The 22,878-nt window shown below is 36.7% G+C and carries 25 protein-coding genes; 1 reads left to right on the forward strand and 24 read right to left on the reverse strand.

What is annotated here, in order from left to right:
• Nucleotides 1-286 precede the first annotated feature (286 nt).
• The 15 genes from asnS to ACQKM9_RS15050 all read right to left on the reverse strand — a co-directional run bounded on the left by asnS (nucleotide 287) and on the right by ACQKM9_RS15050 (nucleotide 13,835).
• Nucleotides 287-1,582 (reverse strand): asparagine--tRNA ligase, encoded by a 1,296-nt coding sequence (gene asnS / locus ACQKM9_RS14980; RefSeq protein ID WP_427735144.1) that lies wholly within the window; start codon nucleotides 1,580-1,582, stop codon nucleotides 287-289.
• A gap of 71 nt (nucleotides 1,583-1,653) precedes the next feature.
• Entirely contained in the window at nucleotides 1,654-2,847 is a 1,194-nt protein-coding gene (locus ACQKM9_RS14985; RefSeq protein WP_427735145.1) for a pyridoxal phosphate-dependent aminotransferase, read from the reverse strand.
• Between the two features lie 18 nt (nucleotides 2,848-2,865).
• Nucleotides 2,866-3,348, reverse strand: coding sequence for a DUF5590 domain-containing protein (locus ACQKM9_RS14990; protein WP_427735146.1), 483 nt, complete (start codon nucleotides 3,346-3,348; stop codon nucleotides 2,866-2,868).
• Nucleotides 3,349-3,357: 9 nt separating this feature from the next.
• The gene (locus ACQKM9_RS14995; RefSeq protein ID WP_427735147.1) at nucleotides 3,358-3,516 is read right to left on the reverse strand and encodes a hypothetical protein; all 159 of its coding nucleotides are present in this window, start codon (nucleotides 3,514-3,516) and stop codon (nucleotides 3,358-3,360) included.
• 22 nt (nucleotides 3,517-3,538) lie between these two features.
• Complete coding sequence (gene dinG / locus ACQKM9_RS15000) at nucleotides 3,539-6,322, reverse strand: ATP-dependent DNA helicase DinG (RefSeq protein WP_427735148.1); 2,784 nt, start codon at nucleotides 6,320-6,322, stop codon at nucleotides 3,539-3,541.
• A gap of 30 nt (nucleotides 6,323-6,352) precedes the next feature.
• Entirely contained in the window at nucleotides 6,353-6,511 is a 159-nt protein-coding gene (locus ACQKM9_RS15005) for a hypothetical protein (RefSeq protein WP_427735149.1), read from the reverse strand.
• Nucleotides 6,512-6,591: 80 nt separating this feature from the next.
• On the reverse strand, nucleotides 6,592-6,975 hold the full coding sequence (panD, locus tag ACQKM9_RS15010; protein ID WP_193738939.1) for an aspartate 1-decarboxylase: 384 nt from the start codon (nucleotides 6,973-6,975) through the stop codon (nucleotides 6,592-6,594).
• A 3-nt stretch (nucleotides 6,976-6,978) separates the two neighbouring features.
• Nucleotides 6,979-7,830 carry a pantoate--beta-alanine ligase gene (gene panC / locus ACQKM9_RS15015; protein ID WP_427735150.1) on the reverse strand — a complete coding sequence of 284 codons (852 nt, stop codon included), beginning with the start codon at nucleotides 7,828-7,830 and terminating at the stop codon, nucleotides 6,979-6,981.
• Nucleotides 7,827-8,666: a 3-methyl-2-oxobutanoate hydroxymethyltransferase gene (gene panB / locus ACQKM9_RS15020; protein ID WP_427735151.1), complete on the reverse strand. Its 840-nt coding sequence runs from the start codon at nucleotides 8,664-8,666 to the stop codon at nucleotides 7,827-7,829. The genes panC and panB overlap by 4 nt, the downstream gene beginning before the upstream one ends.
• Nucleotides 8,667-8,889: 223 nt before the next feature.
• Nucleotides 8,890-9,873, reverse strand: coding sequence for a biotin--[acetyl-CoA-carboxylase] ligase (locus tag ACQKM9_RS15025; RefSeq protein ID WP_427735152.1), 984 nt, complete (start codon nucleotides 9,871-9,873; stop codon nucleotides 8,890-8,892).
• Nucleotides 9,851-11,047, reverse strand: a complete 1,197-nt coding sequence (locus ACQKM9_RS15030) for a CCA tRNA nucleotidyltransferase (RefSeq protein ID WP_427735153.1) — start codon at nucleotides 11,045-11,047, stop codon at nucleotides 9,851-9,853. The genes ACQKM9_RS15025 and ACQKM9_RS15030 overlap by 23 nt, the downstream gene beginning before the upstream one ends.
• Nucleotides 11,034-12,176 (reverse strand): N-acetyl-alpha-D-glucosaminyl L-malate synthase BshA, encoded by a 1,143-nt coding sequence (gene bshA / locus ACQKM9_RS15035; RefSeq protein ID WP_427735154.1) that lies wholly within the window; start codon nucleotides 12,174-12,176, stop codon nucleotides 11,034-11,036. Before bshA ends, ACQKM9_RS15030 begins: the two co-directional genes overlap by 14 nt.
• 105 nt (nucleotides 12,177-12,281) lie before the next feature.
• Nucleotides 12,282-12,686, reverse strand: a complete 405-nt coding sequence (gene mgsA, locus ACQKM9_RS15040) for a methylglyoxal synthase (RefSeq protein WP_427735155.1) — start codon at nucleotides 12,684-12,686, stop codon at nucleotides 12,282-12,284.
• Between the two features lie 16 nt (nucleotides 12,687-12,702).
• Nucleotides 12,703-13,500, reverse strand: coding sequence for a 4-hydroxy-tetrahydrodipicolinate reductase (gene dapB / locus ACQKM9_RS15045; protein WP_427735156.1), 798 nt, complete (start codon nucleotides 13,498-13,500; stop codon nucleotides 12,703-12,705).
• On the reverse strand, nucleotides 13,500-13,835 hold the full coding sequence (locus ACQKM9_RS15050) for a nucleotide pyrophosphohydrolase (RefSeq protein ID WP_427735157.1): 336 nt from the start codon (nucleotides 13,833-13,835) through the stop codon (nucleotides 13,500-13,502). The genes dapB and ACQKM9_RS15050 overlap by 1 nt, the downstream gene beginning before the upstream one ends.
• Nucleotides 13,836-14,079: 244 nt before the next feature.
• Between ACQKM9_RS15050 and ACQKM9_RS15055 the strand changes: the two genes are divergently transcribed.
• Nucleotides 14,080-14,946, forward strand: coding sequence for a YitT family protein (locus ACQKM9_RS15055; protein ID WP_427735159.1), 867 nt, complete (start codon nucleotides 14,080-14,082; stop codon nucleotides 14,944-14,946).
• A gap of 846 nt (nucleotides 14,947-15,792) precedes the next feature.
• Here ACQKM9_RS15055 and ACQKM9_RS15060 read toward each other — a convergent pair.
• From ACQKM9_RS15060 to ACQKM9_RS15100, 9 genes are all read right to left on the reverse strand, one after another.
• Nucleotides 15,793-16,566 carry a C40 family peptidase gene (locus tag ACQKM9_RS15060; protein ID WP_427735160.1) on the reverse strand — a complete coding sequence of 258 codons (774 nt, stop codon included), beginning with the start codon at nucleotides 16,564-16,566 and terminating at the stop codon, nucleotides 15,793-15,795.
• Between the two features lie 287 nt (nucleotides 16,567-16,853).
• Nucleotides 16,854-17,528 carry a zinc metallopeptidase gene (locus tag ACQKM9_RS15065; protein ID WP_427735200.1) on the reverse strand — a complete coding sequence of 225 codons (675 nt, stop codon included), beginning with the start codon at nucleotides 17,526-17,528 and terminating at the stop codon, nucleotides 16,854-16,856.
• Nucleotides 17,529-17,575: 47 nt separating this feature from the next.
• Nucleotides 17,576-18,187 (reverse strand): DUF1405 domain-containing protein, encoded by a 612-nt coding sequence (locus ACQKM9_RS15070; RefSeq protein WP_427735161.1) that lies wholly within the window; start codon nucleotides 18,185-18,187, stop codon nucleotides 17,576-17,578.
• A gap of 194 nt (nucleotides 18,188-18,381) precedes the next feature.
• On the reverse strand, nucleotides 18,382-19,149 hold the full coding sequence (locus ACQKM9_RS15075; RefSeq protein WP_427735162.1) for a c-type cytochrome: 768 nt from the start codon (nucleotides 19,147-19,149) through the stop codon (nucleotides 18,382-18,384).
• 41 nt (nucleotides 19,150-19,190) lie between these two features.
• The gene (qcrB, locus tag ACQKM9_RS15080; protein WP_053417239.1) at nucleotides 19,191-19,865 is read right to left on the reverse strand and encodes a menaquinol-cytochrome c reductase cytochrome b subunit; all 675 of its coding nucleotides are present in this window, start codon (nucleotides 19,863-19,865) and stop codon (nucleotides 19,191-19,193) included.
• Between the two features lie 21 nt (nucleotides 19,866-19,886).
• Nucleotides 19,887-20,390, reverse strand: coding sequence for a ubiquinol-cytochrome c reductase iron-sulfur subunit (locus ACQKM9_RS15085; RefSeq protein ID WP_390393397.1), 504 nt, complete (start codon nucleotides 20,388-20,390; stop codon nucleotides 19,887-19,889).
• Between the two features lie 155 nt (nucleotides 20,391-20,545).
• Nucleotides 20,546-20,995 carry a DUF2487 family protein gene (locus tag ACQKM9_RS15090; protein WP_427735163.1) on the reverse strand — a complete coding sequence of 150 codons (450 nt, stop codon included), beginning with the start codon at nucleotides 20,993-20,995 and terminating at the stop codon, nucleotides 20,546-20,548.
• Between the two features lie 48 nt (nucleotides 20,996-21,043).
• Nucleotides 21,044-21,595, reverse strand: coding sequence for a ReoY family proteolytic degradation factor (locus ACQKM9_RS15095; protein ID WP_427735164.1), 552 nt, complete (start codon nucleotides 21,593-21,595; stop codon nucleotides 21,044-21,046).
• A 14-nt stretch (nucleotides 21,596-21,609) separates the two neighbouring features.
• Nucleotides 21,610-22,845, reverse strand: a complete 1,236-nt coding sequence (locus ACQKM9_RS15100; RefSeq protein ID WP_427735165.1) for a tetratricopeptide repeat protein — start codon at nucleotides 22,843-22,845, stop codon at nucleotides 21,610-21,612.
• Between the last annotated feature and the right edge of the window lie 33 nt (nucleotides 22,846-22,878).

The following is a 22,878-nucleotide window of genomic DNA, read 5'->3' on the forward strand; positions in this document are numbered from 1 at the left end:
AGAAGAATCGCAATAAATTGCGGTTCTTCTTGTTAGGTGTTATTAATTGTTTTCATTGCTTGTCCAGGTAAAACTAACCACCTGGGCATACAAGAACATGGTTCAAACAACCATTGAGACCGGATGCCCGGTACTTAGGTTGCCTACCTTTTTACTATAATCACATATCCAACTTCAGTGGCCTGCCCTTCGAGGTCACTTCAGCCTCTCAGTCAAAGGCAAAGAACGTCTTTGATTCGAGCCTTCCAGTGCTTATTAGGGCTAAACGGGCCACATCAGCATTTAATCAAGGATATAGTCTATTTAGTAAACGTGGGAATGGGATTGATTCACGTACGTGTTCTGCCCCAGTGATCCACGCTACTGTTCTTTCTAAGCCAAGACCGAAACCTGAATGTGGTACTGATCCTTGTTCACGAAGGTCTAAGTACCAAGCATATGCACTTTCATCTAAGTCATGTTCTTTTAAACGCTGTTTCATTAACTCAAAGTCATGGACACGTTCAGAGCCACCGATGATTTCACCGTAGCCTTCTGGTGCGATTAAATCCGCACATAATACGACGTCATCACGGTCTGGATGTGGTTGCATATAGAACGGTTTAATCCCTACTGGGTAGCATGTGATAAAGACTGGTTTATCATAATGCTCAGCAATTGCTGTTTCGTGAGGGGCACCAAAATCTTCTCCCCACTCGATATCATCGAATCCTTTTTCATGTAAAAGCTTGATGGCATCATCATAAGAAATTCGTGGGAATGGTGCTTGAATATGTTCTAATTTAGATGTATCGCGACCTAAACGTTCTAGTTCGATTTTACAGTTTTTAAGAACTGATTGTACGATGTAAGAAACATATTGTTCTTGTACTTCTAAGCTTTCGTCATGTTCAACAAAAGCCATTTCCGGCTCAATCATCCAGAACTCGATTAAGTGACGACGAGTTTTTGATTTCTCTGCACGGAATGTTGGACCAAATGAGAATACTTTTCCTAATGCCATTGCAGCTGCTTCCATATACAATTGGCCGGATTGAGAAAGGTACGCATCTTGATCGAAATATTTTGTATGGAACAATTCTGATGTTCCTTCAGGAGCTGAGCCCGTTAAAATCGGTGGGTCTACTTTTGTAAAGCCATTATCGTTGAAGAATTCGTATGTTGCACGGATGATTTCATTACGAACTTTCATAATCGCGTGTTGTTTACGAGAACGTAACCATAAGTGACGGTTGTCCATTAGGAACTCAATACCGTGTTCTTTAGGTGTGATTGGGTAATTATTTGCTTCAGAAATCACCTGGATTTCTTTTACTTGTAGCTCATATCCAAACGCCGAGCGTTCGTCTTTTGTTACTTCACCAACTACATAAAGAGATGATTCTTGATGTAAGCCTTTAGCAGTTACAAATACTTCTTCAGGTACTTCAGCTTTTACTACTACGCCTTGGACAAATCCTGAACCATCACGTAATTGTAAAAATGCAATCTTACCGCTTGAACGTTTATTTGCAAGCCAAACACCTAATTTAACTGTTTCGCCAACGTAATTTGACATGTCTTGAATTCGAATTTTCTTCATATAGACCTCCTGCAATTTAAACAAGTTGGCAGACTACCTATACATAGACAGTCTGCTTAATTGTTAGAGTATTAATCTTGCCATTTAGATTTCACAAATTTCTCCATGCGCGAAACAGCTTCTTCTAATGCTTCTAAAGAAGTTGCATACGAAAGACGAACTGTTTTTTCAGCGCCAAAGCCAGAACCAGGAATTACAGCAACATTTGCTTCTTCTAATAAAGCTTTAGCAAATGCATCAACAGATTCATAACCTGTTTTAGCTGCCGCTTCTGATACATCTGGTAGTAAGTAGAATGCGCCTTCTGGTTTCAACACGTGGAAGCCAGGGATTGCATTTATTTTTGGATAAATTTCTGTTAAACGTGATTCAAATGCTTGACGCATTTCTTCTACTGCATCTTGTGGACCATTGTAAGCTTCAATAGTTGCATATTGTGCTGTAGTTGTTGCATTAGAAGTTGAATGACTAGCTAAGTCAGTCATTGCTTTAATGATTTCAGCATTACCTGCTGCATATCCAATACGCCATCCTGTCATAGAGTGAGATTTCGCTACACCGTTAATAACCATTGTACGTGATTTCACACTATCTGAAAGTTGTGCGATTGAGAAATGTTTAACTCCATTATATACAAGTTTTTCATAAATTTCGTCTGACACGATTAAAATGTCTGCTTCTTCACAAACTGCAGCAATTTCTGCTAATTCTTCTTTTGTATAAACCATACCAGTAGGGTTACTTGGTGAGTTTAAAATAAGTGCACGTGTTTTATCAGTAATAGCACCGCGAAGTTGTTCAGCTGTTACTTTGTATTGTTGTTCTGATGTAGCTTCTAAATGTACTGGTACACCGCCAGCTAACTTCACTTGTTCTGGATAACTTACCCAATATGGAATTGGGATAATTACTTCATCTCCAGGGTTTAATAACACTTGGAACAATGTATAAAGGACATGTTTCGCACCTACACCAACCATAACTTCGTTTGGTGCATACGTAAGATTATTGTCTCTTTCTAACTTAGCAATAATAGCTTGTTTTAATGCTGGTAGACCGCCAGCAGGTGTATATTTCGTGAAGCCTTTCATCATTGAGTCTGCAGCTGCATCTAAGATGTTTTTTGGCGTGTTAAAATCAGGCTCACCCGCGCCTAATCCAATAACATCAATTCCTTGATCCTTCAATTCTTTTGCTTTAGCTGTAATTGCTAGAGTTGTTGAAGGTGTTAAAGTTTTTACACGGTCTGCTAAATGCTGTTTCAAGTTAATCTTCCCCTTTTTTTACAAGTTCAAAATACGCTTCCACCACTGTCCGTTCTCGAACAGAATGTAAACATAATTTAGTTTATCCTCTTGATTAAGATACGTAATCTCCCAAACAACGCCGGGCTCTTCTATACCTAATTTGGTATGAAGGATTTCTTTCACGTTATCTTTTTTCGACACTACAGAAAGTGCTTCTTTTTCAGAAGTGCCATCCTCCATTAAAACTTCTTCTAGCTTTGCCTTACTATCATCTTTTGGAACAAACACAGCTTTTTTCTTTCCTGCCTTATCTGTTCCTATTACCGTAACATACGGTTTCTTACCGTTATATACATATGTATCGGTGACAGTCACTAGCTTATCTGCATCAAGCACAACTTGCTTAGCGTCTTTCTCCGAAATGTAAAACGGTGAATAAGATTTCCAAGCAACAATAACGACAATTGATAACGACAGGATTAACAAAAATATCGTAAAGAACTTGATCCAATTTTTCATTATATCACCTTACGTTTCATTTATCGTGAAGATAGGCTTCATATTGCTTTCAATTAAATGCGCTAGCTCTGACATCGAAATAATTTTACTAAACGCATTTTCATGTTGATTGAAGCTCAGCTGAAAACATATCTTACTAGCTGATTGTACTTCAAATAGTCTTTCCATATGATCGACCTGCTTTCTATCCTCATACTTTTTTATTATACCAATGTTCTAATTCTAAGACCATATGTTGTAGGGATACTTTTTTCACCGGAATTGCTGGAAGAGCACGTATAAATTCCTTCCCATACGATTTCGTCTCAATTCTTCGATCTAAAACGATAAAAACACCCTTATCTTGAGACGAGCGGATTAGACGACCGAAACCTTGCTTGAAGCGTAAAATGGCCTCAGGTAGTGCTAACTTATAAAATGAATTCAACCCTTGCTCATTTAATGCTTCCGCCCTGGCTCTGAAAATCGGTTCTTCTGGAGCTGAAAATGGTAAACGCACTACAATGACTGCTGACAATGCATCACCTGGCACATCCACACCTTCCCAAAAGCTATTCGTACCAAATAATACGGAATGATTAAACTTCTGGAATAGCTTCAGTAATCGCATTCGACTACCTGAAGACATACCTTGAGCAAAGAGCATATATTCACTTAATGCTTCCGTTTCTTGAATTAACTCAACCGTTTTTCTGAGCATATCTTGAGACGTAAATAGTACGAAACAACGCCCTTCAGTAACCAGTACAGTTTGAACAATCGCATCTGCTACAGCTTCCACATATTCCGTTTGTGAAACTTGTTGAATTTCAGGCATATCATCAACAATGTAAAGGCTCGCACCATCGTAGTATGATGAGGGTGCCTGGAATTGAAATAGTGGCACCGTACTTTGAAGGCCTAATTGATCCGCGATAAAACGGCGATTGTTCGGTACAGTTAATGTACCAGATGCCCAAATTATCCCTGCTCGCGTACGGAAACTGTCTAAAACAGCCGTGACAGATTGTGCGACGTGTATAGGGCGTTTATATACATGTAGACTCCCAGGGATACTACGTTGGTCTAACTCAATCCAAGCTGAACAATCTACTTCATCGGATAAAAAGATGGCATCCCATTCAGCCACTTTTATCGTTAATTCACGTAACCAGTAATACCAGTCTGATAGTATCGTTTGCTGAGTAGGTGATAAATCATCAGGATTTTGCTGAAATATATCACTTAGTTCCTGAGCAAGCTGTACCCATTCCTGTATACTATGACTCACTTTTTCAAATAAAGGTTGCTTAATCATGAGCGAATTTAAAGGATAAGTACGCTTATTATGACGTGAACCTGACTTTTGAACGTTTAATTGATTAATCAGCTGATAAATTGCTTTATCAAAAATTTGTACCATCTCACAGTATTTTATTTCTAATTTTGATAATTGCCTAATCGGGATTTTCCCACTATCAGCCATCAATTTAAAGTAATTATGAATTAACTGATGATCATCGACAGATCCAAGTTGACCAAAAATGTACTTCCATTGTGTATACGAAAGTGCTTTTTCATCTCTTAGTGTAGCTGCCTGAATAAATTGATGCGCTTCATCTAATATCCAGCCATTAACTGATGCTAGAACTGGCTCAACTCGCGTCAAGTCAGATAGCAACATAGCATGATTTGTAATAATGAGATCTGCCGTTTTGCTTTTTTTAATCGCATTTTCATAAAAGTCAAAGTAACCTTTACCACGAGAAATAGTCGCAGCCGATGAACGTCGTACTTTATCTAATAGTAATTGTCCACCACCGGACAATGTAATTTCATTTAAATCTCCTGTCGTTGTATTCGCAAGCCAAACGAGTAGTTGCATCATTGTAAACGATTCATCATAGGAAGCATCTTCAGCAACAAAAAGATCAGCAAAACGATCCACATCGATATAGTGCTCCATTCCTTTTAATAAGGTTACATTAATAGATGTTTGTAAAATCGCTTCTGCTTTTGGTAATTCTTCTGCTAATAGTTGGTCAAGAAGATGCGAAGTGTATGAGCTAATACCTACTTTACCATTTGTTTGTTTGGCATAAATAATTGCAGGAATTAAGTACGCTATTGTTTTACCAATTCCCGTCGACGCTTCAGTCAATACTTCCTGTTTTATTTTCAAGGCATGCCAGACTTGGTCCATCATTTTAAATTGATCAGGACGCACTTCAAAATCTTTGAAAGCTCTAGTAAATAATGCCTCTTTTTCAGCAATAGATTGTGGATATGTTAACTTAATTTCTGACTTACCCTCAATAACTGCTCCCCTTAAAGCTATATTTTTATAATAGAAGTGAAGCTCTGATTGTTTAGCTACAGCTCTTTTAATCTGAATCGCATCAAAGAATAATTGCGATAAATCTGATTTTAACCTGAAAGAACGCTGATGCAATTGTTCAATTGTAGAAAGCGGGAGAGTTAAGAGCTCTTCCCAACCACGTTTTAATAATAATGCTGTTGCATAGGCATCATCATCTGCACGATGTGCTTGTTTCAATGAAATATTCAATTCCATAGCTATATCTTGTAGCTTATAGCTAAAGGCTGTTGGGAATAATATTTTCGATAATTCAACTGTATCCATTTGTTTTCCAAACCATTTTGGTAAACCAGCTCTTTTAAATTCAGCTTGTAAAAAAGGCAAATCAAAATCAGTGTTGTGCGCTACAAAAATACAATCTTGTAAAATGTTATAAATTTTTTCAGCATACGCTTCAAATGGTTGCGCATCTTTGACATCATTGTCCGTTATATTCGTCAAGTCTTGAATAAAACGAGGAATTTTCTTCCCTGGGTGAATGAAAGTGGTGAAAGTTGACTGCACTTCCCAATCTTTCATTAAAACAATCGCTATTTGAATGATGCGGTCCCCATTTTGAGATGAGTGACCTGTCGTTTCTAAATCTACGATTGCATATGTTTGACTGTCCATCATTTACTTCACAACTTTCCGATCAGTTTATATTCAAAATTCTATCACATTTTGAGCAGAATAGCTGAAGTCGATGTGCAGAAACATGGATTTTACAGATTGTTGTGCTAAGTAGCGTGATTGTTGTGTCATTTCTATTGTTTGTTGTGCTAATTTAGCTGTTTGTTGCGCTAACTCATTCATTTGTTGCATTAACTAGCCCCTTTGTTATTTTGCTGAGTATTCACGTCTCAAGACACTAAAAAAGCACCCAAAAATGGATGCCTCTAACCTTACATAACTGTCGCTTCTGGTTCATATTGAATGAGTTCTTTAATCATATTCCCCTGCTGCATAATTGCTACAGTTGGTTTGTGTTTTTTTGCTTCTTCGTCATTAACATAGGCATAAGACATAATAATGACGACATCACCTTTTTGCACTAAACGAGCTGCAGCACCATTTACACAAATAACACCACTACCGCGCTCTCCTGCTATAATATATGTTTCAAAACGAGCACCGTTATTATTATCAACAACATGTACTTTTTCATTTGGTAGCATACCAACAGCATCGAGTAAATCCTCATCAATGGTAATACTACCTACATAATTTAAGTCCGCTTGTGTTACAACTGCACGGTGGATTTTTGCATTCATCATCATTCTAAACATCATTTATTCCCCTTTTCTTTGAAAAATAATATTGTCGATTAGGCGTGTGTTACCAAAGTAAACGGCTGTAGCAAGCAAGACTTTTTTAGAATGCTCTGTCACTTCAGTAAGATCTGGATAACTTAGCATTTGCAAATAATCCAATTGACCATTTGAATTAGCTTCAATGTGCTCTTTTGCAAGATTTGTAGCCTCAATATTATTATCAAATTCGAAATAATGGTTTTTAGCAAGACTCAACGCTTGATGAATTACTACCGCTTCTTTACGTTGTTGTTCCGTTAAAAATACATTTCGGGAGCTTTTCGCTAGACCGTCTTCTTCTCGAACAATTGGCACACTTCTAATTTCTAAAGGAAAATTAAAATCACGCACCAAAGTTTCGATAAGCGCTAGCTGTTGTGCATCTTTTTGTCCAAAATAAGCCTTTGTTGGCTGAATGATGTGGAAAAGCTTTGTCACAATTTTTAATACCCCATCGAAATGTCCAGGTCTTGTTGCACCACAAAGAATGTTAGATTGTGGACCAGCCAATATTTGAATACCTCCATTAGTCGGGTACATTTCACTGGCAGAAGGAGCGAATAAAAAGTCAACGCCTACTTTTTCTGCAATCTTCGAATCACGATCTAAATCTCTTGGATAACTTTCATAATCTTCGTTGGGCCCAAATTGCGCAGGATTGACGAAAAGGCTCATGACAACCATGTCATTTTCTTGTCGTGCAGCTGTTGCTAGTGCCATATGACCTTCATGTAAATAGCCCATTGTCGGAATGAGACCGATTGTTTTATCAGCTTTTTTTGCTGCAGTAATGTGTGCCGTTAATTCTTTGATAGTTGAAACGATTTTCATTTTCTTATGCCTCCGTATAGCTGTTCAAGTTGATGATCTGTCATCGTGAAGCGATGCTCTACTTTTGGAAAAGAACCTTGCTTAACTGCTTTTGTATAGCTTTCGATACCTTTTAACATCAATTCTCCTGCAGGTGCAAACTTTTCAACAAATTTCGGTACATGGTGAGTTCCATATGCAAGAGCATCATGGTAAACGAGTACTTGTCCATCAACATCTGCTCCCGCACCTATTCCTATTACTGGGATTTTAAGTGCTTTTGTAATTTCTGCTGCTAGCTGATATGGTATACATTCAAGAACAAGCGCACATGCTCCCGCCTCTTCGACTTTTTTTGCATCTTGTAATAATTTTTCTGCAGCAACAGCTGTTTTTCCCTGCACTTTATACCCCCCAAGAACTGCCGCAGATTGTGGTAGTAAACCTAAATGTGCTACTACTGGAATCCCTGTATTTACTAAAGAGGATATGACATTGACAACAGCCTCTGCCCCTTCAACTTTTAAGGCACTAGCACCTGTCTGTTGAAACATATGAATCGCAGTTTGCAGTGTTTGGTCAATATTTCCATGATATGAACCAAACGGCATATCAACTACGATAAAAGTATCCTTTGCTCCTCTTTTTACAGCTTTTGCATGATGGACCATATCTGTGACTGTCACTGGAACAGTTGAATCATAGCCAAGCACGACCATACCAAGGGAATCACCTACTAAAATCATATCTACTTCAGCTTCTTCAGCTAGTTTTGCAGATGGGTAATCATATGCAGTAAGCATAACAATTTTGTCGCTTTGCTCTTTCATTTTCAAAAAATGAGTCGTTGTTTTCAAAACGCTTCCTCCTCTATTCAGGAAGAAAACAAAAAACCCCTCTGTCTAAAAATGGACAGAAGGGTTGCGTATTCAATGAATTGCATCGTTTTCTTCCGTCCCTGTCTATTACTAGATCAAGGCGAATCTCTTTAGTTATAGTTTTTATAGCGAGGTACAGTTCAATCAAATTGATACTGTCCTATATTTCAACTATAACAAGTTTGTCGATACATGCCAATCTTTATTTTTCGAGTGTAATATCAGCCGAATAGATACCTTTTATTGTGCCATCATCTAATTGCAATTGTAAAACACCATCATTTGTTATTCCGATTGCTTTACCAATGAATACTTCTTGCAATGTTGATGCTCGAATACGATTTCCAATAGTACAAGAATAACTTTCCCATTGAGACTTAATCGGTTCAAAACCTTCTTTTACATATTGTGAACTGTAAATTTCTAAGTAATAAAGTATTTTAGCAACTAAAGTTGCACGATCTATATGTTTGCCATTAGCTATTTTAAGGGATGTTGCGATGTCTTTTATTTCTTCATCGAAATCATTTGGCTGATGATTTACGTTTATACCGATCCCCATAATAATTGCATTTACGCGGTCAGGATCTGCTTGTAATTCTGTTAAAATCCCAGTACATTTCTTACCATTTATCAATAAATCATTTGGCCATTTAATTTCTGGTTGTACACCTGTTATGTCAGCTATAGCTTTAGTCAATGCCACTGCAGCTACTAAAGTAAATTGAGGCGCTTCATAAGGAGCTATCTCTGGTCGAAGGATGACACTCATCCAAATCCCTTTACCTTTCGTCGACTTCCATTCACGCATCATACGGCCACGGCCCGCTGTCTGCTCCTCGCAAATGATAACAGTACCTTCTGGCGCTCCCTCTTGTGCTTTATTATGTGCAATTGCTTGAGTAGAGGTCATTGACTGTTCATATATAATACGGTTGCCGAAATTTTCCGTTTCAAGAGCCATTGAAATATTTGCATCGTCGACTGTATCAGGCGTTGCGGTTAAAACATAGCCTCTTTTTTTTACTGTTTCAAAGGCATAACCCTTTTCTTGAAGTTGCTTCATATGCTTCCAAATTGCCGTTCTAGAGATGCCAAATTCATCTGCTAGCTGTTGTCCGGAGATTGGTTCTCCATTAGCCTCAACTAATCGCTTAATAATTTCATTTTTCAATGTTGCTTTCATGAGTGAACCAATCCTTTATCTTTTGTCGATCATTGACAAGTTTATTTAATAGTATTTCATCGACTATTTTATCGATTACCCTTTTTAACCACGGTCCACTTTTTTTACCGCTCCACTCAATCAAGTCTCGGCCATTGACGACAATTTCAGAACGTGATTGAATGGCTAGTGTATTCTTTTTCTGTACAATTTCGGATCGTTTTAAATCGTCATTCGAATGCAAAAATTTCACAGCAAAATCATTTGCAATTTCTAATATTGGTAAGTCAAACTCAAAATAGTCTCTCGCAGTCCATCCAGAAGTAGTCCTAATTTCATAAGCTTGTAATACTTGTTTCACATAATTTTTTTCTTTGTTTGAACAATTAAACGTATTTAAAAGTTGAACAGCATTTTCATCCTGTTGTAATAAAATGAAAAACGCCCAGCCGTTAACTGGATTTCCAAAGCTCTCGAAAGTACGCCAATACTCTACATGTTTCGAAAAATCTCCCGGTAAATGGTCGACAAGCCGCGTATCGTTTACGTAACGAATCGCTTTTTGCACATTTGAACTTGTCCATACTTTGTCAAATTCTACTTTTATCCGTTCTTTCGCAATAAAGCCTATATCTTCTGCTTGATTACGGATTGCTTTGAAGGTTTCTTCTTCAATAGCAAAACCGAGCTGTGCACTGAATCTGATTGCGCGAAGCATTCGCAGTGCATCCTCACTAAAACGACTACTAGCATTCCCCACAGCCCGTATTATTTGAGATGATAAATCACTTTGTCCACCAAATAGATCTACTATTTCTTTTGACCCACGCATAGCCATTGCATTAATCGTGAAATCACGGCGTTTTAAATCTTCTTCTAAGGAACGTACAAATTGCACATCATTCGGCCGACGATGATCTGCATACTCTCCTTCTGTTCGATATGTTGTGACTTCTACGGGACTAAGAGAATGAATCACTAATACTGTTCCATGAGCGATACCGACATCTGCAGTACGTGAAAAAACAGTTTTCACTTCTTCAGGTAAAGCACTCGTTGCAACATCGACGTCATTGGCTAACTGGCCTCGTAAATAATCTCTTACTGCACCTCCAACAATAACCGCTTCATAACCAAACTTCTCTAAAGATTGTATGATATCAAAAGCGGCTTGCCAATTCTCATCTAACTTCATTTTTCCGTGCCACCTTCTCATAAAGAGCCTCGTATTGCTCCACTATTTTCGAGGAATGGAAGCAATGATTTGCTCTATAAATTGCCGCTTCACGGAAAGATTGTAATTTGTATTCGTCTTGTAGTAAATCGATAGCATATTTAGCTGCTTGATTTGTATCACCTAACTCTACTATATAACCATTCTGACCATGTTCAATCACTTCTGGTATACCGCCAACATTCGTACCAATTCCAGGTACACCACAAGCCATTGCCTCTAATAAAACAAGGCCAAACGATTCTTTTTCAGACATGAGTAATTTCAAATCACTCATCGCATAAAGTTCAGATAAATTATCTTGTTTCCCTAAAAACAAAATATCATTCACAAATGGACATTTCTTTATTTCTTCCATAATTCGATGCTTTTCAGGTCCATCTCCAACAAGTAGTAATTTTGCAGGCATTTGCGCTCTCACTTGAATAAACGTTTTGATAATGTCTGGAATATGTTTTACTTTCCGGAAATTTGATACATGAATTAGTACCCGTTCATTATCCAATATGCCAAAATCTCGCTTTAATTGTGTGCCATCTTTTGGTGTATATTCCCGTTCATCAACAAAATTATAAATTGTTTCGATTGGTTTATTTGTTTCGATTAGTTCATAAGTTTGGCGCTTCAAGGAATTCGAAACAGCAGTTACAATATCAGATTTTTCAATACCATAACGGATTGCGCCAGTAAGTGATGAATCATAGCCTAATACCGTAATATCAGTACCGTGGAGCGTTGTAACTATACCGACATCTTCACCTGCCATATCTCGTCCCAACACCGCACATACAGCGTGTGGAATAGCATAATGCACATGCAACACATCTAGTTTCTCACTTTTAATAACATCTGCCATTTTACTTGCTAGCGCAATATCATATGGAGAATGTTGAAATACGGAATAACTATTTACTTCAACTTCATGATAAAAAATAGTTGGATAAATTTTATTTAAGCGAAAAGGCATACTAGAAGTGATGAAATGAATTTCATGACCTTTCTCAGCCAACATCTTACCAAGCTCAGTAGCAATAACACCTGAGCCTCCAACAGTCGGATAACAAGTTATACCAATTTTCATTTTACGCACCCGACCACTTCCTTTCTTTCTTACTTACATCTATTTTTGTAGAATATTTATCTAAATACTCTCGGGAATTAATTCATTTTAACAGTTAGTCGTTGGTGAAAGGCATTAATTTCTTCGTTCTTCTATTAATCGCCAGTCAATAAAACCCTCTTGTAGTCCTTTAAGTAGTACCTCAGCAGTTCCCATATTTGTCGCTAAAGGAATTTGGTAGACATCACATAGGCGGATTAATGCAGAAACATCTGGCTCATGTGGTTGTGCTGTTAATGGGTCTCGGAAGAAAATAATCATATCCATGTCATTGTCAGCAATCATTCCACCAATTTGTTGATCTCCTCCAAGAGGTCCTGAACGGAATCTTGTAACTGGTAAACCCGTTTCATCGATAACACGTTGCCCTGTCGTTCCTGTCGCATATAAGCTATGTTCGGCTAAAATATCACGATATGCTGTTACGAATTGGATTAGACTATCCTTTTTATTATCATGCGCGATTAAACTAATTTTCACAGAGCTCATTCCATTCTTATAAAATATTTTCTAAGCCGTATACTAATTCATCTAGCTCCATTACTTTTTCAATTGAAAACTTTACACCTGACATAAATGACGTACGGTTAAATGAATCGTGGCGTAGAGTGAGTAATTGTCCTTCTCCACCAAATAGTACTTGCTGATGAGCTACAAGTCCAGGAAGACGTACGCTATGAATACGTAAACCTTCAAAATCAGCACCTCTAGCACCTGGAAGTGTTTCTACTTCATCTGGATGTCCTTGTTTGTGACTTCTTCTATTTTCTTGTATTAATTGGGCTGTTTTAATCGCCGTGCCTGAAGGAGCATCTAATTTTCTATCATGATGCATTTCAATAATTTCAACTTCTGGTAAATAGGCTGCTGCCATTTGTGAAAATTTCATCATTAAAACTGCACCTATTGCAAAATTTGGTGCAATGATGGCACCAAGTTGTAAATTGGCGGATAGTTCCGTTAATTCTTCTAATTGCTCATCTGTAAAACCAGTCGTACCAATAACTGGACGCACACCATTTTGAAGTGCTTCTTTCGTATGCTTATACACAGCTTCAGGTGTGGTTAAATCCACAAAAACATCTGGTTTTGACGTTTTAAACAAATCTTCTAAATTTCTAAAAACAGGTACATGATAAGTATTAGGGAATTCTGTATAATTCTCCAGTGAATTTGCGATTTCTCTATGGTCAAGTACTGCTACTAATTCCATTTGATCGCTCTTCATTACTGTATGTACAGCTTCGGATCCCATTTTACCTCTTGGCCCAGCTATTGCAACACGAATTGTCATTAATTTTCTTCCTTTCTAGTCCAGCGATCTTTGTCGCGTGTTTCAAATTTATGTAAAACTCTTTGTAAAGCTTCTGCCATATCAATATTTTCTGCATTTGCAAAACAGATGAGGACAAATAAAAAGTCTCCAAATTCCTCTTCTAATGATTTGACTGCTTCTGTAGGCTTTTTCTTTTTCATGCCATAGACATTTTGCACTTCTCTTGATAATTCGCCAAGTTCTTCTGTCAATCGTGCTAATAATTCAAATGGCGGAAAGTAACCTTCCTTAAACTGTCCTATGTATTCATCTACTTGTTTTTGCATTTGTTGCATTGTTACATCCTTGCTCATATATACAACTCTCCTCTATTCATCGTAATCAATAATACTTGTAGTTGTCAAAATGTCGAAAATACAAGATAATATATTTCTATAAAAGAAAATATGTAAACTCTTCCATATGGTTTATCAAGAGTGATTGCCATTGACCTCTCTCTATTGTAAATCAAATAGGTAATGGATAAACTACTTATTCAGTTTTTCTTACAGCCATTTCTATTATACAGTCTACTAACCAAAAATGAGGTGAAAATCAATGCCAAATATTAAATTAAAAAATGTACTGTTTATTATTCTCGGTGCAGCTATCTTCAGTTTTGGATTTATTCATTTTAACGTTCAAAATGAACTAGGAGAAGGCGGCTTTACAGGAATCACTTTAATTTTGTATTTCGTTTTCAAATGGGATCCAGCATTGATGAACTTAGTACTAAATGTACCGATGTTTATACTCGGTTGGAAATTACTTGGACGTAAAATGTTTGTTTATACATTGATTGGAACAGTTTCTGTCTCTGTTTTCATGAAAATCTTCCAAATTTATCAGATTGATATTGGTTTGAAGGACGATATGTTCTTAGTTGCATTATTCGCAGGTGTTTTCCTAGGTGCTGGACTCGGTATTATTTTCCGATATGGCGGTACTACTGGAGGCGTTGATATTATTGCACGTCTAGTTAATAAATATATCGGATGGCCGATGGGAAAAACAATGTTCATGTTTGACGCTATCGTAATTGTACTGTCGTGGACAACTTTTCTTAATTCACGTTCAATGATGTATACACTTGTCGCTGTCTTCGTCAGTGCTCGAGTAATTGACTTCGTACAAGATGGTGCGTATGCTGCAAGAGGAGCAATTATTATTTCCGGTAAACAAGATGAAATTGCCGACCGTATAACTAAACAAATGGACAGAGGCGTCACAATTTTAAATGGACATGGTCATTACACTAAAGAAGACCGTGAAGTTATCTATTGTGTAGTGGCAAAAAACGAATTATTTAAACTAAAAAGTATTATACAATCCGTTGACCCTCATGCATTTGTTTCTGTCTCAGAAGTTCATGATGTAATTGGAGAGGGTTTTACATTGGACGATAAGAAACAACCAATCGAATGATTATTTTTTCCAAAGCAGATAGAACAACACTATCTGCTTTTTTTGTTGCTAAAAGAATTTTTTATTTTGGATTTCAACGTCTGTAAAATTTAATTGAAGTTATGCATATCTCATATTCGCAATTTAAAATCATAGAAACGTAATAGTTTTATAAGATAGCGCTCTGTTTGACTTAATTGTTGATCTTTTTCAAATTCTTATGTGTTTTTGAGATAAAACAAGGTGCTTGTAAAAAAAGTACAATTACTATGCAAATATATAATTCACAATAAATGTTACTCTATTATTAAAAGTGGTGATACTTTGTCAGACTTCTTTAGCAAATATGCAAAATATGTAGTGCTACATATTTTAACATTTGAATTAATTTATTTCGGTATTCCAGATTATATAAAACGTGTGTTTGTTTATGAGTATCTTATATTTTTCGGATTTTGTTACTTACTTAGTATTCTTCATGATTTTTTTAATCCAAGTAAAAAACAGATACATTACTACGTGTAATCATCATTAGTTCTCTCGTCTTATTGATTACATCAATCTTCTATAAAGCCACGCTTTCGGTTATTTTTTTGTGTTAATGTTCGTAGCGGCTAGTTTCTCAATTCATTTGGAAATCAAGCCAAATAAGAAAAACAATTAATAGGATTAATATCTATTTAATTATTTTCATTTTTAATAGCAATACTTATTAGTAGTACATCCGGACTATTACATAGGCTTGGGTTTAAGTAGGTTGGAGATGTTAAAATTAGTCGAATATCAATATTATAATTAAACAGATTATAAGATAAAAAAAGCCCGCAACACTGGAATTTCTCCACTGTTGCGGGCTTTAACTTTATTTTAACGGAAAGTACCATAACTCATGATACGTGGACCCCAGTAACTACCTTTTGCGATACTTTGATATTGAACTTTGTTACCTGCAGCATGTAAAACTTGACCATTACCCGCATATAATCCTACGTGTGTAATATAATCTCCACCAGGATTTTCAGAGAAGAAGATTAAATCTCCAACTTGTGGGTTACTTGTATAGGCTGCTGCTGCACGTTGCGCACGACTGTTACGAGGTATTGTACCTTGTCCAGCTTGTTTGTACACATATTGTGTGAAACCACTGCAATCGAATCCAGAAGGTGAAGTACCTCCCCAAACATAAGGTACGCCTAAGTATTTTCTACCAGCATTAATAATATCTGATCCAGTTTCACTATTTGAAACTTTGCTTACTTTTTTATATTTTGTTAAATATGCTGAAGACATCCAACCTGTTTTACCGTTATAAGAAACTTTATACCAAGTTGTACCTTTGACTTTTTTCTTATAAGTTGCTTTAACTACAGCACCTTTTTTAGCAGTTAATAATACTTTTGAAGTTGTATTAGCACTAGTACGCATATTTAAAGCTGCTGTTGTTTTATATTTGCCGCTAATTTTAGTAGCTTTTGAACTAGCAACCATTGTGATCGCATTTGATTTATGTACATCATTATTCGAAGTTGTTAGTGATTCTGCAGAAGCTGTATTTTGTTGACCATTTGTTAATCCCGTAAATGAAATCGTTAAAGCTAATGTACCTGCTGTAATTGCTGTAAATAGATTTTTCTTTTTCATTGATTTAAACTCTCCAATATTTATTCAAACTATTATAAGTTGATTTATTTTTTTAATTTAGTAATTGTTTTTTCTACAAGACTAACTTTACAGAAATTAATTGTAATAAACAATGCTATTTCAATTACAGATATATTACAGTTTGACTACAAAGTAACCGAGTTTTCTAACATTATTTTGATTTTATCTGTTTTTCACCACATAATTTCCCATTTTTATACCAAAAAAGACCTTTGACTGATTTCTCAGTTCAAAGGTCTTCCATTTTGTAGTAGTACAGTTAATTTTTAGTCTTCGTTATTCATACCCGTGTAAATTAACACTAAACGAAGCAATTCCATAACAGCAGTCGCAGCCGCTGCAACATAAGTTAATGCTGCTGCACTTAAAACTTTTCTTGCATATGGCTCTTCTTCGTTACGGATAATACCATGTTCAACAATCTGATTCATTGCACGTTTTGAAGCATCGAATTCAACTGGTAATGTAACTAATTGGAATACAACTCCTGCCGCAAGCAATACGATTCCCACTAGTAACAAAGGTTGCATAGTTGCAATTAAACCAATCATAATGAAAATCCATGATGCATTTGAAGAAATATTTGCTACAGGAACTAATCGAGATCGTAATGTTAAAAAAGAATATGCTTCTTTATGTTGTATTGCGTGTCCGCATTCATGGGCTGCTACAGCAGTTCCTGCTACAGAAGCTTCATGATAGTTGTGAGTAGATAGAGCAACCGTTTTTGTTTCTGGATTATAGTGGTCAGATAAAAAACCTTGTTGTTCTACTACGCGGACATTACTTAACCCATTCTGATCTAAGATTAATCTTGCAACTTCAGCACCAGTCATACCAGAAGTTGAACGAACTTGTGAGTACCGTTTATACGTTTTTTTTACTTTCATTTGAGCGTAAATCGGTAACAGTAATAATACGATAAAATATACGATGTACATCGCAGTTGACAAACTAACCATCCTCCTAACACTAGCTTACTATTATTTTAAGGTGTCGATGACCTTTGAGCAAATGAAAAGCTTTTTTTAGCTGTCCAAAATGCAATTGATATACAACAAATAGACAACCAAAAAGTGAAGTAACCAATAGTTTGCACATAATCTGACAACATATGATAAATTGGCATTTGACCAAAAACATAATCAATGACATCATTATGCAATGTCCAGATCGCTGCAATCCATACATGGATAAATGAGAAACGGTAAGCTGGTAAATACAAAATCCCTTGAACAGCCATCATAAAATGCGAAAAGATTAACATCCATCCCATCCATCCAATTGAACCGTCTTCAATTAGTGCCCAAATGTTCATCACAACAGCCCACAGACCATACTTAACAAGCGTTATTAAAGCGAGTGCCTCTATTAATTTCCAATGTCGTCCAAGCAACCAGCCGACAATTGCTATACTAAAAAAGAGGCTTGCAGTAGGGCTATCTGGCACAAAAATAAGAAATATTGGTTTAGTCATTTCTAATTGCCAGCCATACCAATCATAGCCCCAAATTGTACCGACCACATTGATAATTAATAAAAGCCATAAAAACGAACGATGTGTTAGGATGACCCAACATTTCGAAACAATAGAAGGCATATTATTACTCCCTTTTCAATATGAAATATGTATTATTTAGTATTTACAAGTGAATTTGAATCATTCACTTGTATATAAATAGTATAAGTGATATTTGCAGTTATGCATATGGGTATCATTTAAATATACTTTATGACAATACAACAAAAACTAAAAAAAGAGCCAGTTACCTGACTCTTTCAATTGATAAAGTATTATTCAGCTTTTAAGCTTTCAATAAACTCAGCAAGCTTTTTAAGATCTTCATCAGAACCCTTATATTGATCTGGAGGCATGCCACCGATACCCTCATGAGCAATCTTAGCTACTTCATCAGCAGTTAATCCAGTGTTCATTAATGATGGACCTGCACCACCCTCAAGGTTTTCACCATGACAGTTAATACAAGATTGTCCAGCATAAACTTTATAGCCATCTGACTCTTTATCGAATTCGACTGTTTCAACAATCGCACCTTGTTTTGCAGCTGCTTTCCAGTCATGGTTAACTACAGATTCCCAAGTTAAGAAAACCATAGAAGCAATTGCTAATAACATGAACGCTACTGGAAGTGGGCGTTTCATTGGGCGACGTTCTGGTCCTCTATCCAAGAATGGTGCTAATAACAGGGCTCCGAAAGCGATACCTGGTATTACCATAGCTCCGATAATGTTATATGGACCTGAAGCGTATTCATATTTAAGTAATTGGTATAAGAATAAGAAATACCAGTCCGGTAAAGGTATATAACCTGTGTTTGTTGGATCAGCCTGTGCCTCAAGTGGAGACGGGTGAGCAACAGTTAAGATTAAATAACCAATTAGGAATACAGCACCAACCATCCATTCTTTTAGTAAAAAGTCTGGCCAGAATGGTTCTGTTTTTCCCGGATATTCGGAATAGTCTGGTGGAGTGTTAGTTCTGTTTGCCTTATATGGCACACGAGAATCCCCTACGAATTTCATTCCTTTTCCGCGATGCATTGTGTCCCCTCCTTTAGTAATTCTTCAAGTTCATTTAAATACTATAATGGACCTGAAATACCTTGTCTGCGAATCATTACAAAGTGTGCTGCAAGCAACCCAAGCAAAGCAGCTGGTAAGAAGAATACATGAATCGCAAAGAATCTTGTTAATGTTTGTGCTCCGAGGATAGTTGCATCTCCGGCAAGTAAAACTTTGATTGCTTCACCAATAAATGGTACAGATGCAGCAATTTCAATTCCTACTTTAGTCGCAAATAACGCTTTCATATCCCAAGGAAGTAAGTAACCTGTAAAGCCAAGACCTAACATTACTGCGAAAATTAGAACCCCAACAATCCAGTTAAGTTCACGAGGTTTTTTGTAAGAACCTGTGAAGAATACACGTAATGTATGTAAGAACATCATGACAATTACGAGTGAAGCTCCCCAGTGATGCATCCCACGCACAATCTCACCGAATGCTACTTCATTTTGAAGGTAGTAAACAGATTTCCATGCATTTTCAATATCCGGAACATAGTACATTGTTAAAAACATACCTGAAAGGATTTGAATAACTGTAACGAAGAACGTTAAGCCCCCAAAACAATATACGAATGCAGAAAAATGATGTGCAGGGTTAACGTGTTCTGGCACTTCGTGGTCAGCTATATCGCGCCAAATTGGTGTGATATCTAAGCGTTCATCGACCCAATCATAGATTTTATTTAGCACTGATGTCGTACCCCCTTACATTTAAACTAAAGTATTTGGTCTTGTTTTCCCGATCATTAATAGACCGTCTTTTTCTTTTACTTCGAACTCATCTAACGGCCCAAGTGGTGGAGTACCTTTGATGTTCTCACCATTTTTCTCGTATCGGCCACCGTGACATGGACAGAAGAATTGGTTTTTGTGTGCTGGGTCACCTTCCCAGTTTACAGTACATCCTAAATGCTTACATACAGGTGAAAGAGCGATAACTTTGTCGCCTTCTTTGTAAACCCACGCTGTACTTGTAACATCAGATTTGTACCAAGCGTCAACTTGTTCAAAAGTAAAGTCAACTTTAACAGGAGCTTTTGTTAATTCAGAGACTTTTTGCTTAGTTAATACGAAATCTCCGCCTTCTTTTTTCTGCAATACCGGATCAACCGCAAAGCGAACCATTGGCATTAACATACCAGCAGCCATGAAACCACCAACACCTGTTAGTGTGTAGTTTAGAAATTGACGTCTTGTTACACGATTGTTACTCATACTTTTCCCCCCTCTAACTTTAAAGGTAAGTCCAACGGACAAACTTATACAAAATAGTAATACTAGGACATATCTATGATATATCAATCAAAATGGAAGGTCAATAACGCATTCGACACTTTTGTCATGATTTGTGAACATTTCATGAAAGAAACTTACAACTCTGACCATTTAGATGATAGCATTGGTACTACTTGTCGAATTTGATCACTTAATACTGACTGTTTTACTGATTGATCCATATCACCAAGTGGTATAGATGGTAGCCATAAAACAGATAGCTCAGGCGCAGCGCTTGTCCAACTATGATCTGATGTCATATAAAAGACATATTTAAATCCAGCCAACTTTAATTCTTGGTCTATTGCCTGAATATAGTCCTTTTTCATCATACCATTTGTATAACTGAATGGTGGCATTATCATAATTCGTCCTTTAAACTGCTGTTCAACAAAAGCGGTTAACGACATTAAAAATTCTGCTGATGATGCACTCTGTTTCATTCCAATCGGAGACCCATCAATAACTGTTAATGGCACGATTGCTGTGTCTATAAATTCCTTTTGTGCTGAGAATACTTCTACATCTTTGCCAATCCAAAACATTTTTATTTCCTCCTGAGAAAAAACTTCATCTAAAGGATGAAGTTTTTTCTATTCATTCACATTTTTTAAGACATTAAGTAATGCCGATAATTCATAAAACTTCTCTTTATCATTATTATCTAAGGCTTCATCGATTTGCTTTAAAATCGTTTCTTCTCTAAAAGACTTCATACTATTGTTCAATATTTCCTCTGCTAACATGCGGTCCTTTTCACTAATATGCAAATACTTTGGCATATGAGGGTTCTCTTCAAGAACCGCTAAGTATTCGCTACTTGGTGGTAGTTTTGGGAAATTAAGTTGAATATACATTTCTTCTTCTGGGTGCATCCTCAAATCGTGGAATGATTTCTCAGCGTCTGCTGTCATTATATTACCTTTATAAAATCGAAATGGAATACCCGATGATTCAGTCGTTGACATGACCATTGCTCGTGGACAATAATGTGCTTCCTCAACAAAATGTACATGCTCTAGTAATTCATCGTGTCCAAGTAAATAATTTAAAATCCAGACACATTCACGTCGCTTTAACTGATAACGCTTTAGAAACCAATGAACGAAAACCTTTTTATCCATCACAGAAACGGAAGCGGTCATACCGATTCCCCCTCTCACTCGAAAGTTTGTAAGAGATCCAACCAAGTCGGCTCATCAGGCTGTAGTGCTACTAATCGTTTTACGACTTCGTGAGCTTCCCCACGTTTGCCATCTTCGATTAAAAAATACGCGTACTTTTCTAAAAATGCTGGATCTTCCTTATAATCATTATATGCCAAAGTATAAAATTCGTATGCACGATTATAATCTTCTAGGCGGTCATACGATTGTGCCGCAAAAGCAGATAATGTAGACCAATCAAAATCATCATTACGTAAAGTTTCGATTAATTCAACAACCTCTTCATCACGTTCATCTTGCGCTAACAGTGAAACGAGCGTTAAAATAGCCTCCATATATTCTCCATCAAGTGCAACCGCTTCGCGTAAATATTGTTCAGCTTCTTTTGGTAGACTATTTTTCAAAGCCATCTTTCCTGCAAATAAATATAATTCTTTGTCATATTCATCACGTTTAATGCCTTCTTGAATTATTTCCAATGCTTTTTTATTTTCTTCTTGCATCGCGTAACTTTCTGCTAATAATAAATACGCTGCAAAATAATCCTGATCTACTTCTTTTAACTCTTCTAAATGTTTGATTGAAGTTTCATACATTTGTGTTTGGAATGCCGAATATGCTGCTCCAAATAAAAGATCAGGTGCAACATGATAATCAAGAGCTTTCAAATAATATGTTAAGGCTTCTTCAAACGCCGCACCCGTGCGATGTACTTCTGCAAGACGTTCGACTAATCGAATACCCGCAATCTCTTCATGTTCCTCGTAAAGCTCACCATAAAGACGTGCTGCTTCCGCTAAACGACCTAGCTCTAAAAGGAGCTCTGCCTTCGCAAAACGCAATAAAGGTTCAGTAGGCAATAATTCTAATGCCTCGTTAATACGTTGCTCAGCGACCTCATATAGTCCTTGCATTTGATAATAATCCGCCAATGCTAATAAAACTTGAGGATATTCTGGTTCGTCAGGACGCACAGACATGAACATTTCTAATGCCTCGTCCTCTTTTCCAATGTCCATTAGCAACACTGCTCGGTCAATTTTTAATTGTGTTTCTTCCGGAAACAAAAATTGTAAATGTTCAAATAATTGATCTGCTTCCGTTATAAAACCATAATTCACTAACAGTTCTGCAATTTCATACTGTACATTTGGGTCAGCCTGTATTTTAAGCTCTTCCATTAAATCTTGTATACCTTCTAAATTCCCTTGCTCAATTACTTCTATCATTTTGTTTTGAATATCCAAATGCTTCACCTATTC

It is taken from the genome of Viridibacillus sp. NPDC093762, from assembly GCF_050279675.1.
GTDB lineage: Bacteria > Bacillota > Bacilli > Bacillales_A > Planococcaceae > Viridibacillus.